The sequence below is a fragment of the Acinetobacter sp. LT1 genome (genome assembly GCF_059800965.1).
In genome coordinates, this window is the sequence record NZ_JBBAXE010000006.1 from 18,850 (window position 1) to 32,089 (window position 13,240).

General features: G+C 38.9%; 11 protein-coding genes and 2 tRNA genes. 8 read left to right on the plus strand and 5 right to left on the minus strand.

What is annotated here, in order from left to right; all coding sequences use genetic code 11:
- The first annotated feature begins 18 nt into the window (after positions 1 to 18).
- The 3 genes from WBW42_RS07275 to WBW42_RS07285 are packed head-to-tail and all read left to right on the plus strand — an operon-like array spanning position 19 to position 942.
- Positions 19 to 450, plus strand: coding sequence for a DUF5681 domain-containing protein (locus WBW42_RS07275; RefSeq protein ID WP_004998933.1), 432 nt, complete (start codon positions 19 to 21; stop codon positions 448 to 450).
- Positions 450 to 770 (plus strand): hypothetical protein, encoded by a 321-nt coding sequence (locus tag WBW42_RS07280; protein ID WP_032056799.1) that lies wholly within the window; start codon positions 450 to 452, stop codon positions 768 to 770. Before WBW42_RS07275 ends, WBW42_RS07280 begins: the two co-directional genes overlap by 1 nt.
- Complete coding sequence (locus tag WBW42_RS07285; protein ID WP_032056800.1) at positions 763 to 942, plus strand: hypothetical protein; 180 nt, start codon at positions 763 to 765, stop codon at positions 940 to 942. Before WBW42_RS07280 ends, WBW42_RS07285 begins: the two co-directional genes overlap by 8 nt.
- Here the strand turns inward: WBW42_RS07285 and WBW42_RS07290 are convergent.
- The 3 genes from WBW42_RS07290 to WBW42_RS07300 form a co-directional block, all read right to left on the minus strand.
- Positions 939 to 2,336: a hypothetical protein gene (locus WBW42_RS07290; RefSeq protein WP_032056801.1), complete on the minus strand. Its 1,398-nt coding sequence runs from the start codon at positions 2,334 to 2,336 to the stop codon at positions 939 to 941. The two genes, WBW42_RS07285 and WBW42_RS07290, sit on opposite strands and share 4 nt — an antisense overlap.
- 151 nt (positions 2,337 to 2,487) lie before the next feature.
- Positions 2,488 to 2,578, minus strand: a tRNA-Ser gene (locus WBW42_RS07295).
- An 85-nt stretch (positions 2,579 to 2,663) separates the two neighbouring features.
- The gene (locus tag WBW42_RS07300; RefSeq protein ID WP_032056802.1) at positions 2,664 to 4,694 is read right to left on the minus strand and encodes an NADPH-dependent 2,4-dienoyl-CoA reductase; all 2,031 of its coding nucleotides are present in this window, start codon (positions 4,692 to 4,694) and stop codon (positions 2,664 to 2,666) included.
- 297 nt (positions 4,695 to 4,991) lie between these two features.
- Here WBW42_RS07300 and argG point away from each other — a divergent pair, with 297 nt between their 5' ends.
- Positions 4,992 to 6,350, plus strand: a complete 1,359-nt coding sequence (argG, locus tag WBW42_RS07305; RefSeq protein ID WP_081309928.1) for an argininosuccinate synthase — start codon at positions 4,992 to 4,994, stop codon at positions 6,348 to 6,350.
- Between the two features lie 61 nt (positions 6,351 to 6,411).
- On the opposite strand, the gene WBW42_RS07310 is transcribed toward argG, so the two are convergent.
- The gene (locus WBW42_RS07310) at positions 6,412 to 7,674 is read right to left on the minus strand and encodes a GGDEF domain-containing protein (protein ID WP_032048894.1); all 1,263 of its coding nucleotides are present in this window, start codon (positions 7,672 to 7,674) and stop codon (positions 6,412 to 6,414) included.
- A gap of 149 nt (positions 7,675 to 7,823) precedes the next feature.
- Between WBW42_RS07310 and pyrC the strand changes: the two genes are divergently transcribed.
- The 4 genes from pyrC to WBW42_RS07330 all read left to right on the plus strand — a co-directional run bounded on the left by pyrC (position 7,824) and on the right by WBW42_RS07330 (position 11,897).
- Positions 7,824 to 8,858, plus strand: coding sequence for a dihydroorotase (gene pyrC, locus WBW42_RS07315; protein ID WP_032056804.1), 1,035 nt, complete (start codon positions 7,824 to 7,826; stop codon positions 8,856 to 8,858).
- Positions 8,843 to 9,505, plus strand: a complete 663-nt coding sequence (gene rnt, locus WBW42_RS07320) for a ribonuclease T (protein ID WP_002117536.1) — start codon at positions 8,843 to 8,845, stop codon at positions 9,503 to 9,505. The genes pyrC and rnt overlap by 16 nt, the downstream gene beginning before the upstream one ends.
- An 18-nt stretch (positions 9,506 to 9,523) precedes the next feature.
- Positions 9,524 to 9,599 (plus strand) — tRNA-Glu (locus tag WBW42_RS07325).
- A 183-nt stretch (positions 9,600 to 9,782) separates the two neighbouring features.
- A complete protein-coding gene (locus WBW42_RS07330) occupies positions 9,783 to 11,897 on the plus strand; it encodes a TonB-dependent siderophore receptor (RefSeq protein WP_032070507.1) in 2,115 nt (704 codons plus the stop codon).
- A gap of 40 nt (positions 11,898 to 11,937) precedes the next feature.
- Here the strand turns inward: WBW42_RS07330 and WBW42_RS07335 are convergent, their stop codons facing one another.
- Entirely contained in the window at positions 11,938 to 13,182 is a 1,245-nt protein-coding gene (locus tag WBW42_RS07335) for an NADH:flavin oxidoreductase/NADH oxidase family protein (RefSeq protein ID WP_032056806.1), read from the minus strand.
- Between the last annotated feature and the right edge of the window lie 58 nt (positions 13,183 to 13,240).

The following is a 13,240-nucleotide window of genomic DNA, read 5'->3' on the forward strand; positions in this document are numbered from 1 at the left end:
TTAGATCAAGGAATTGTAATGACCACAAATTCAAAGACTAAAACAGCAGGAAATCCAAATTGGCGTAAGGGGATGAACTCCCCTAACCCACAAGGTCGCCCAAAAGGGATTATTGATAAACGAATGAAAGTAAATCAATCCCTACTAGCTGATGCTGATGATATTGCCAAGGTAGTTATTCAATCTGCTCTTTCAGGCGATATGCAAGCGGCTAGCTTAGTCCTTTCCCGTATTGCACCAACTCTTAAAGCCCAAACAGAAACAGTCCAGTTCGAGCTAGATGCTACAGCAAGCGTAACCGAACAAGCTCAATCTGTTTTACAAGCTATTGCTGACGGCAATGTTGCGCCTGATGTGGGTAAACAAATCATTGAAGCGATTAATGCTTTAAATGGTATTCGTCAAATTGATGAATTAGAACAACGTATTAATGCTTTGGAGAAACACTAATGAACCTGCCAACCCGAGAAGAATATGAATTTTTACGTTTTAAATTTACACAGGATATTGCACATGATTCACCAAGTGAACGTTTGGTTGCAATGCATAATCTAATACACATCATGGCTTTATATGCTTCCAGCGATGAACTTGAGGAAGTATTTATTAAACCCTTATTTGCAAAGCTTGAAGAAAAGCTAAATAGCCCATTACACCCATTTAGCGACTATGTACCTCCTACAGTACCAGTAACGGTTAAAAACATGCTACAGGGGCAACCGTGGGCACAATACCCTAACCCTAATTGTGGTCATACCGATAATGGCTAAGGTATTAAAAGACTTTCAAAGGCGTTTAGCTAAAGTCGAAACCCACAGAAAGAACAAAGCGACTACTATTAAATTAGTAGCCGCTTTTCCACCTATTTTATCTTATGATGAGTGGGAAGCTATTGCTGTACCACATCAGCAACAATTAGTTGACGATACTAAACATAATTAAAATGGCAGATCGTCATCTGTTGAAACTAATTCACTATAAAATTCCTTAGCTGATTTTTCTGCCCCATAAATTTCTTCTTCAATATCATCTTTATCCACATTACTATAAAATTGGGTATATTCAGACTCTTTAAATACAGATGACACTATAGTTAAATTAAATTTTTTCAATAAAGCCCTATAGACGATATTGTTACTTTCTTTGAATTGTTTTCTATCATAAATCTGACTGTTGGTTTCACCAATTTTTAAATACTTTTCAAAAAGTTGGAAATCATATTCCTCAATATGATCTTCAATGTAATTAGCGAATGCTGAATCAGCAAAAGCAAATCCATTATATGTTGGACAAGCAATGTATTCATTCAACCCCATTTCTAGAGCTTCCCTTCTAATCATATGTTTATCTGCTAGCTTTAATAAATATTTGAAATCTCTTTTGTCAGCCAATGGAATATAGATCTTTAAGTGCTCTAAAATATTAGTAGATAAGAAAGGACAAAATACTTTCATTTTTTCTTTTCTAGATAAGTACGTTTCTAAGATAGCTTTTCCACCCGCATCAAGTAACCCATACATAAATTCAAATCGAGAAAGCAACATAACAAATATGAAAAGTATTTTATCGTTTTGATTTATATTATTTATATAATCTTCATTCTCAAATATTTCCTTGCATTTTTCTTTTTTACCTTCAATAACTTGAAAAAGAAATTCCGCATTAAATACTCTATTAGCATCAATATCTTCATTATCTTTAACAAAAACAAATTTCCATAGATCTTTTAATAAAACTGGTAAAATTTCATTTGGTAAATGTTTAAGGTATCTTTGGCGAATAATTATTTTAAAAGTTTCTAAGGTATGTTCTGCTTCTCTTAATTTGGATATCTCCCCCAAAATAGAGTCGGTCAAAGCGTGCCTTGAAAAGCCAGCTGGAACTGTCAAAACATCTTCTAATGCATGTCGTAAAAAAGATTTTGTTTCTTCAGGAGTCGGGGTATAGAGTTTATTGTCATTTTCTTGAATCAAAGGATGACTACATAAATGACGTTTCTTTTGTAAATGTAGAAGATTTTCATATGTATCTTGGTCAAAAAATTTCATTCGCTCATATACATCTTTAACAATAGACTGCTCCCAATCGCTTCCTTTTTCTCTTTTTTGTTGTTTAGTTTTTATTTCAGCTAAAATTTTATGGGCTGTGGAATCATTAAAATCGATTTCAACCTTTTGCAATTTTGAAACTATATCTGTTACAACTACAGACCACAGTAAGCCAACAGCAGCTCTATAGCACCCAGCTTCATAGCACTTGTATACTTCTAGAAAGTTTTCTTTAGAATTTTTATCTACAATTTTCTCAATTGCTAACTCGATTGAAAATGGTGTCATCAGTTAGTTATTCCGTTTTAAATGATTTAATTTTTTTGATTTTAACAATTTATATAAGTTAAGTATTTATTTTTTGCTTACTACAGGCTTACGTTGCATAACCCTAGAAACAACAAAGCCCTGAGAATGTCAGGGCTAAGTCGTTGAAATTTGGCGGAAGCGGTGAGATTCGAACTCACGGAGGGGTATAAGCCCTCGTCGGTTTTCAAGACCGGTGCATTAAACCGCTCTGCCACGCTTCCATGTGCGTAAGAATACAAAGCTTATTCATTTTATTCAAGAAAAATATCATCGCTTTGTGTTCAAGTGCATATTGTTTCATCAATTTTACAGTTGAGCAGCCAATTCTGCTCCTTCTTTGATCGCACGCTTCGCATCTAGCTCTGCTGCAAGCTTTGCACCACCAATAATATGATAGTTCGCTATAGTCGACTCACCTTCTTTTGGCATCAAGTCTTTTACCGACTCTTGACCTGCACACACCACCACAGTGTCTACACGTAAAAGTTGATCTTGCCCATTGTGCTCAATCCAAAGCCCTTCATCAGTGACTGCTTTATATTGCACACCACGCAGCATACGCACACCATGCTTTTTAAGCTGTGCACGGTGTACCCAACCCGAAGTCTTACCAAGGCCAATACCGAGTGGTGTTGTTTTACGTTGTAGTAAATAAATTTCACGAATTGCCGGTTCAACTTCTGGCGGCTGCATACCACCTTCAGAAACATAGCTCGGATCTGGGTCTACACCCCATTCACGTTGCCAATCTGCCAAAGGTTGAGGCTGTGGTTGATGTGGTGGTTTAAGTAAAAACTCTGACACGTCAAAACCAATACCACCCGCACCAATCACTGCAACTTTTTGCCCGACTTCTGCCCCTTTTAAAACTTGAGCATATGAAAGGACTTGTGGTGCGTCACTTCCTTCAATTTTTAATGCACGAGGGATTACACCTGTTGCAACAATCACTTCATCAAAACCTTCACGTTCAAGCTGCTCACGATTCACTCGAGTATTTAAACGTACGTCTACTCCAGTTTTTTCGAGCTGGACTTTAAAATAACGAATCGTTTCGTGGAATTCTTCTTTACCTGGTACAACTTTGGCAAAGTTAAATTGACCACCTACATCTGAAGTTGCTTCAAATAGCGTCACTGCATGGCCACGGCTTGCCGCAACAGTTGCCGCCGACATACCCGCTACTCCACCGCCCACAACTGCAATTCGCTTAGGCTGTTTAGTCTTTAAATAGACCAGTTCAGTTTCATGTCCTGCACGTGGGTTCACTAAACAAGACACACGCTTATTTTTAAAAGCATGATCTAAACAGGCTTGGTTACAGGCAATACAAGTATTAATTTCATCAACGCGGTTAGTCGCAGTTTTATTTACCCAAAATGCATCGGCCAATAAAGGACGCGCCATTTGAACCATATCTGCTTTGCCAGTTGCCAAAATTTCTTCGGCAGTTTCAGGCATGTTAATGCGGTTTGACGCAATAATCGGGATAGAAATATGCTGTTTTACATGAGCAGTGTAGTCGACAAAAGCGGCACGAGGCACAGATGTTACAATGGTCGGCACACGAGCTTCATGCCAGCCAATGCCGGTATTTAATAAAGTCACCCCTGCTTTTTCTAAGGCTTTGGCTACAGTCACCACCTCTTGCATGGTGTTACCGTCATGGACTAAATCGAGTAAAGACAAGCGGAAACAAATAATAAATTTCTCACCAACTTTGGCACGGATCGCTTTAACAATCTCGACTGGAAAGCGCATACGGTTTTCAATTTCACCACCCCAACGATCAGTACGCTGGTTCACGTGGCGACTTAAAAACTGGTTAATTAAATAACCTTCCGAGCCCATAATTTCGACACCGTCATAACCTGCTTTTTTGGCAATATCGGCGCACTGTGCGTAATCTTCTATTGTGCTCAGAATATTTTTTTCAGAAAGCTGGCGTGGTTTAAAAGGTGAAATTGGAGATTTAATGGCTGTTGAAGACACAACAAACGGCTGGTAACCATAGCGACCTGCATGCAAAATTTGCATTAAGATTTTAGAACCATGTTTATGCACAGCATGTGTAACCAGACGATGCTGTGGAATATCAAATAAGCTATTCATGGTTCCGCCAGCAGGTGCTAACCATCCTTGACGGTTCGGTGAAATACCACCTGTCACAATCAGGCCAACCCCACCTTTCGCGCGCTCTTCAAAATAAGCTGCCAGCTTTGGGTAATTGTAAAAACGGTCTTCAAGCCCCGTATGCATGGAACCCATCACCACACGATTTTTAATAGTGGTAAAGCCTAAATGTAATGGTTTTAATAAATTGGCGTAACTTGTCATGCTGCGTCCCAATAATTTTTTGCAACTTGTTGCATAGTACTTTAATACTTTTTTGATAATTTTGGATGACCATGCAAAGAAATTTATCGGAGCTTATGGTCAATCCATTTATTTAAGAACAATACTTCATTTAACTCTTCTTATTCTATAAATAGCCTTATATTTTTTATCAAATTAAAACTTCAAATCAGAACAAGTGAATTAATGCTTTTTTTGCGAAAAAAAGCACCATGAATAGTGCTACAATAGCCGCCATTCAGAATTCTCAAGACCGCCTATATGGGGTCTTTTTCATAAATGTTAGGATTAGCAATGACTGATAATGCAACTATCTTGCAGCATGTACCAGTAGGCAAAAAAGTTGGGATTGCCTTCTCCGGAGGCCTAGACACTTCAGCTGCCTTATTGTGGATGAAACAAAAAGGCGCAGAACCTTATGCATATACTGCAAACTTAGGTCAGCCTGATGAAGATGACTACGATGCAATTCCAAAGAAAGCAGAACAATATGGCGCTGTAAAAGCTCGCTTAATTGACTGCCGCTTACAACTTGCGCTTGAAGGTATTGCTGCGATTCAGTGTGGTGCATTCCATATCAGTACAGGTGGTGTTCCTTATTTCAATACGACTCCACTTGGTCGAGCAGTAACAGGTACAATGCTAGTTACCGCAATGAAAGAAGATGACGTAAACATCTGGGGTGACGGTTCAACTTATAAAGGTAACGATATTGAACGTTTCTATCGTTATGGTTTGTTGACTAACCCGAATCTTAAAATTTATAAGCCTTGGTTAGATCAAAACTTCATCGATGAGCTCGGTGGCCGTGCAGAAATGTCACAGTTCCTGATCGACAACGGTTTTGACTACAAAATGTCAAAAGAAAAAGCGTACTCAACGGACTCAAATATGTTGGGCGCAACTCACGAAGCAAAAGATCTTGAATATTTAAATGCTGGTATCAAAATCGTTGACCCAATTATGGGCGTTGCTTTCTGGAAAGATGAAGTTAAAATTACTCCAGAAGAAGTGACTGTACGTTTTGAAGAAGGTGTACCTGTTGCCTTAAACGGTCAAACTTTTGACAATCCGGTTGAGCTTATTCTTGAAGCAAACCGTATTGGTGGCCGTCATGGTTTAGGTATGTCTGACCAAATCGAAAACCGTATTATCGAAGCAAAATCTCGTGGTATTTATGAAGCACCGGGTATGGCCCTTCTTCATATTGCTTATGAGCGTTTGGTTACTGGTATTCATAACGAAGATACGATCGAACAATACCGCATTAACGGTTTACGTTTAGGTCGTTTACTTTACCAAGGCCGCTGGTTCGACTCTCAAGCACTTATGTTGCGTGAAACTGCACAGCGTTGGGTTGCTAAAGCGATTACTGGTGAAGTAACTCTTGAGCTTCGTCGTGGTAATGACTACACCATCATGAACACTGAATCTCCAAACTTAACGTACGAAGCTGAACGTTTAACAATGGAAAAAGGCGATTCAATGTTTACGCCAATGGACCGTATTGGTCAGTTGACGATGCGTAACCTCGACATTACCGATACACGTGCAAAACTTGGTATCTATACAGATGCTGGTTTGCTTTCAATCGGCCAAGGTTCTGCTGTGCCACAACTCGATAGCAAGAAAAAATAATTTTCTTAATTAATAAAAAAGCCACCGACACAGGTGGCTTTTTTATTTCAAGCACTAGAGTTTAAACAAGTTCTGCCGCATCCAAGGGTTGATAATAAATCTGGTTACGTCCAAGCTGCTTAGCTCGGTACAAAGCTTGATCCGCAGCATGAATTAATTTTTCCTGATTTACTTTAAAACCTTCTGTATAAACAGTAAAACCTAAACTAATCGTGACATGCTTAGAGACTAAAGATGCTGCATGAGGAATCGCTTGTCGCTCAATCGCTTTATAAATATTTGCAGCGACGGCATAGGCGCCTTGAGCAGGTGTTTTCGGTAACAGTACGACAAACTCTTCTCCACCATAACGAGCAACAAAATCAACATGTCGAATCGAATTTTTAATTGCAGCGGCAATAGATGAAATGACTTTATCCCCCATTTGGTGTCCATAAAAATCGTTATAATTTTTAAAAAAATCGATATCAATAAATAAAACAGCCAATGGGCGCTTTTCTTGCTTTGCACGATAGTAAAAGAAATCGAACATCTCATCAAAAGTACGTCGATTTGAGATATTCGTCAGTGCATCCTGCTGGCTTAAATGAAGCAATTCAGATGCCTCAATACGTAAAATCTGTTCGTTAAGCTCAGCAAGCTGATTATTTAAAAAAAGGCTTCTTTCTCTTGAGGTAAGCATCGTACTAATTGAAAAACCTAAAATACAACTTCCAAACAGCGCTCTTCCCAAAGCAATAAAATCACAATTCGCTTGCCATAAAATCAGTAGGGAAAAAACACAAAAGGCTGCTGTTAAACCTACATAAAGCATATGTAGAGGCTTTATTCCGCTTAAAATAAAACCCAGCATATATAAGAAGGAAAGTAATAACATCGACTGGTTTTTAAGAGCGACATTTCCTACGCTAAGGAGCAACATTGCATTGATAATAATGGTCAAAAATACAATGCCACATGCGGCGATATAAAAATATTCAGTGAGTTTTTTAAACTTTGCAAAAACCCAAAATAACAGCAGTGCACAAGCAATATTAATTGCGCTAAGTAAACAGTAAATAAAATCCCAAGTAATATAAGGCACGCCTATGACCAAATAGTCTGTAGGTAGAGCCAGCAATATGAAAATGAGATAGGTTAAAACGCCACTTGCTAAAAATTTTGAGATATTCTGTTTAGTTCGCTCAAGATTTAAACACCAGAATTTTTTTTCTAATTGATGTGGCAAAGGTATATTGGCATAACGATGGGTATGTAGAGTTACTAAATATTCTATTTCTTCTTTTGCTTTGAGTAATTCATGTACATTTCCCCTATTTGCCACTACCTGATTCCTGCCTCTCACACATTAACAAAATATAACATTATTTTTTAAGGCCTCTGGCGCTTTATTTTGCCATTTGTCCGTAATTCTCGTTACCATTTTCACACTTTATCGATTATCATTTGTTTTATTTCGAAGTTTGAACTGCCTTGGACTCTATTACCCTGCTCCAGCCAGATGACTGGCATGCACATTTACGTGATGGTTTAGCATTAAAACGTACTGTACCTGATTTGGCCAAACAATTTGCTCGTGCGATCTGTATGCCAAACCTTGTTCCACCTGTAAAAACTGTGGAAGAAGCATTGGCTTACCGTGAACGTATTCTTGCTCATGTTCCAGAGGGTCTTAACTTTGACCCACGTATGGTGCTTTATTTTACTGATTTCACCTCACCAGATGAAGTTCGTAAAATTAAAGAATCTGGACATGTAAATGCTATTAAACTTTACCCAGCAGGTGCGACCACCAATTCTGATAACGGTGTAAGTGACATCCGTAAAGTTTATGCAGTCATTGAGCAATTAGAAGAACACCAAGTTCCGTTATTACTTCATGGTGAAGTGACTCATAACCACGTTGATATTTTTGACCGTGAAAAACGCTTCTTAGATGAAGTTTTGTCACCGTTATTAAAACAGTTTCCAAAACTTAAAGTGGTACTTGAACACATCACAACAAGCGATGCTGCGCACTTTGTTTTAGAACAAGACCGCAATGTGGCTGCAACCATTACACCTCAGCATTTATTATTTAACCGTAATGATATGTTGGTTGGTGGTATTAAACCGCATTTCTATTGCTTACCAATTTTAAAGCGTCAAACTCACCAGACCACTTTGCTTGAAGTTGCAACGAGCGGTAACCCTAAATTTTTCTTGGGTACAGATAGTGCTCCTCACTCGCAAAATGCAAAAGAAAATGCGTGTGGCTGTGCGGGCTGTTATAGTTCGCCTAATGCAATTGAACTTTATGCTCAAGCATTTGACCAAGTGGGTAAATTAGAGCGTTTAGAAGGTTTTGCAAGCCACTTTGGTGCAGACTTCTACGGGCTACCACGTAATACTTCTACCATTACCTTGGTAAAAGAAGATAACCTCGTTCCAGAATCTTTTGATTATTTAGATGATCAAAAAATTATCCCGCTGCATGCCGGGAAAACGCTGCAATGGAGAAAAGTGTGACACAAGAAACCTCTGTCCCGGTCATTGGCCAACGTTTTCGTGGCTTCTTACCTGTTGTTGTTGACGTTGAAACGGCAGGTTTTAATGCCCAGACAGATGCATTGCTAGAAATTGCGTGCATTCCAATTGTGTATGATGCTCAGGGACAATTTGTCCCTGGTCCAGCATTTCATGCACATATTAACCCGTTTGAAGGGGCTAATCTCGATCGCCGTTCGTTAGACTTTATTGGTATTGATCCATTCAATCCAATGCGTATTGCAATGGCTGAAGATGAACGCACTGCATTACGCCGTATTTTTAAATCGGTGAATGAAGTCCGTAAACAGCAACATTGTACACATGCCGTCTTAGTGGGCCACAATGCGCATTTTGACCTTGGTTTTGTGCAAGCAGCAATTGCACGTACAAGCACAAAAAACCAAAACCCATTCCATAGTTTTTCAGTAATGGATACGGTTACTTTAAGTGCTGTTATGTTTGGACAAACTGTGCTTGCTAAAGCCTGTATTCAAGCTGGAATTGAGTTTGATGGTAAAGAAGCACACTCTGCTTTGTACGATACTCAGAAGACTGCTGAACTGTTTTGCTATATTTTGAACAAACTGTCACCTTACCTTCTTGACAGTTTGGTGGCGGCTTCTTAAGATACCGCCATCCTCAACGTCCCTATCGTCTAGAGGCCTAGGACATCGCCCTTTCACGGCGGTAACCGGGGTTCGAATCCCCGTAGGGACGCCATATTCTCTTCTTATAAAATTCCTTTCTATTTTATTTTTAAATTTTTTATATTTCTAATTTTCTGTATTTCCCAATAAAATACACTTGTACATATATATCACTGATCCAGTATTTCCTTTACATAGATTTACAATATAATAATTCTTATTTTTATACTGATATTTATTATCAACAAGGTTTTAAATGGATCTTAAGCTTCGCCTCCTCTCCCTGAGCATCGCTCAACTATGCTGTATTTCAAGTACTTTCGCAGAAACCCATAATTCCTCAACAACGCTCGCTACCATTAAGATTAAAGCCCAACAAGCTGCCGACCAAGCTTATAAAGTCGATAGTTCAAGTAGCGCAACACGTAGTGAAGTCGCATTAAAAGATACACCACAATCTGTCAGTGTAGTGACTCAAAAAGTAATTGAAGATATTGGCGCGACACGTTTAATCGAAGCGCTTGATTTAGCTGGTGGTGTGACTCGCGCTAATAACTTTGGTGGCCAAGGCTTAACAGGCTTTAATCTCCGTGGTTTCACTAGCGGTGAGTTTTACCGTAATGGATTCCCGATTAACCGTGGTTATCCAAACGCTCCAGATAGCAACACTATTGAACGTGTAGACGTTTTACGTGGACCCTCTTCTAGCTTATATGGTCGTGGTGACCCAGGTGGTACGTTTAACTTAATTTCTAAAACACCAAAGTCTGAACAACAAACCACTTTAGGTGCTCAGCTCAGTAGTGAAGGTTTATATCGCACCACGGTAGACACAACAGGTACTATCCAGAATGCAGAAAATATCGGTTATCGTCTAAATGTGATTGCTGAAGGCGGTGATAGTTATCGCGATCATGTCGAGTCTAAACGTTATGGAATTGCACCAGTCATTCAATGGCAAGCTTCTGACGCAACAAAAGTTACCTTTGAAGCCGATATTTTAAGAAATCAGCATCCACTTGATCGTGGTCAAACACGCTATGCAGGTCAGAAGTCTTTTAATAGTTCACCCGAAACCTATTTATGGGAAACAGGTAAATACAACAACCGACTCTACAATGATAACAATATGACTCAATTACGAGTCGAACACGACCTTGGTAATGACTGGAAACTGAATGCTGGCGTGCAATATTTAAATGGCAAACTGCATGGCTATGCGGTAGAGGCAAATGGCATTCAAGATGACGGCGAAACTTTAAACCGAAATTACAACTATCGCGAATTAAAATGGCAAGATACCGATGCCCAAATTCATCTAACAGGTAATTTCCAACTTTTAGGTCTAGCTCATACTTTAGTGACTGGGCTTGAATACGAAAACTATGATTATAAGTCATATATTATTCGTTCAGATCCTAAGTCAAATAACTACCCGATCAATATTTATGATCCAGTTTTAGGCCAACCTCTTCCTGAGCTTAAAAATATTACGACCCATGACCGCGAAAATTTAAAAACAACTGCCGTTTTTGCACAAGACCAAATCGATTTAAATGAGCGTTTAAGTGCACTACTGGGTTTACGTTTTGAGCACTACGAACATGATTACAAAAACCTATTACCGAATACTGCAAACTGGAATACCAGTCATGACGCATTTATTCCGCGTTTAGGTTTAGTTTTTAAAGCCCGTGATGACCTTTCAATCTATAGCAATGCTGCAAAATCTTTTAAACCTAATACTGGTGCTAGCCGTAATGGAGAGGGATTTGACCCAGAGGAAGGCATGGCTTACGAGTTAGGCTTTAAATGGCAAGCACTCGACAATATGCTATCGGTTGACTCTGCGATTTTTTATGCAAAAAAAGAAAATGTCTTAACTCTCGATCCTGTAGATTCAGCCTATAAAGTTGCTGCTGGTGAAGTTCGTAGCCAAGGTATTGAGCTAAATGTTGCAGGACAAATCACTCCAGCTTGGAAAATTATTGGTGGATATGCCTATACAGATGCAGAAGTCAGCAAAGATAATACTTTGAAAAAAGGAACCACTTTAGCCAATATTCCAAAGAATAGTTTTAATCTGTTAAATATCTATGAATTTCAAGATGGCCGTTTACAAGGCTTAGGTCTAGGCATTAATCAAAAATATATTGATAAGCGTGCAGGTCAAACAGCCAATAGCACTTATACAATGAAAGGTTATGCTGTTACAGATTTGGTTTCTTATTATCAGGCAACACCAAAACTTCGTATTAACTTAGATCTGAAAAATCTTTTTGACAAAGTTTATGATGAAAGTGCTTTCAATCTATATGCGTATCCAGGTGAATCACGTACTGTTCAATTAGGTATGAGCTATACATTCTAAAAAAATGCGCCATTTCAGTTTTTGAAATGGCGCATCAGATTTATGCAGACTTACGTGAATTCACTTGCCCTTGAATCACCGCTTTAATATTGCCTTTGGCGTAATTTAAAAACACTACCAGTGGTGAAAGTTTTGGATTTGGCTTTTTACCTTTGCCAATCGTTTTAAATTGAGCTGCATACCAAATAATTTCCATAATTGCCATCTTATCAACAAATGGTAAGCCTGTTTTAATTGGTTTTACTGCATAGCGAACATCTTGCCCTGCAATTAAACGCTCAGTTAAATCAGTTTCTACTGCAAATGGACGAGCAATACCAATAAAGTCACATGCACCACTTTCAAGCGCAGCGTTCATGCCCTCTACGGTACGGAAACCGCCTGTCACCATAAGCTTACACTTAACATGCTGACGGATTTTTTCAGCAAAATCTAAAAAGTATGCTTCACGAGCAATCGTGCTTGCTTTACGTTTATCCGCCTTAGCCCCAGCCATTGCTGGTGCCTCGTAAGTACCGCCTGAAATTTCAATTAAATCGATACCAGCTTCATCCACTGCTTTAAATACTGAAATTACATCTTCTTCGCTAATACCGCCACGCTGGAAGTCAGCCGAGTTAAGCTTCACTGAAATGATAAAATTATCTGAAGTCGCCTCACGTACCGCTTTATAAACTTCTAGTAAAAAACGAGTACGATTTTCAACTGAACCGCCCCATTGATCTGTGCGCTTATTGGTTAATGGCGATAAAAACTGACTAATTAAATAACCATGTGCACCATGTAATTGCACTCCTTCAAAACCTGCCTTTTCACAGATTTGAGCTGCAGTCGCAAAACGTTTAATAATATCTAGAATTTCATCATGAGTTAATTCACGTGGCGTTCCAAACATGGTTGCTAAAGCTGGACTAAAAGGTACCGCTGATGGCGCTACAGTTTCTTTATTTAAGCCTTTTGGACACTGACGACCTGGGTGTGACAATTGAATTAACTGCACCATGCCATATTTTTTACCTAATTCCGCCCATTCTTTTAAGCGCTCTAGATCACGTTCAGTTTCAATAACAACAACACCCGGTTCATTTTTTGCGCCCGCATTTACCATGACATTACCAGTAATCGCACAGCCAAGCTCACCTTTTGCCCATGCACCATATAAACCCAAATGTAAGTCATTTGGTTGGCCTTCATAATTTGCTAGTGCTTCACTCATTGCACCTTTAATAATTCGGTTTTTAAAGGTGGTATTGCGAATTGTGATGGGTTGAGCAAACTGGTTCATGGTTAACCTCTGTTCTTTGAATTTTAGAGCAATTACTCTAATTTAAATGAGTTATTGG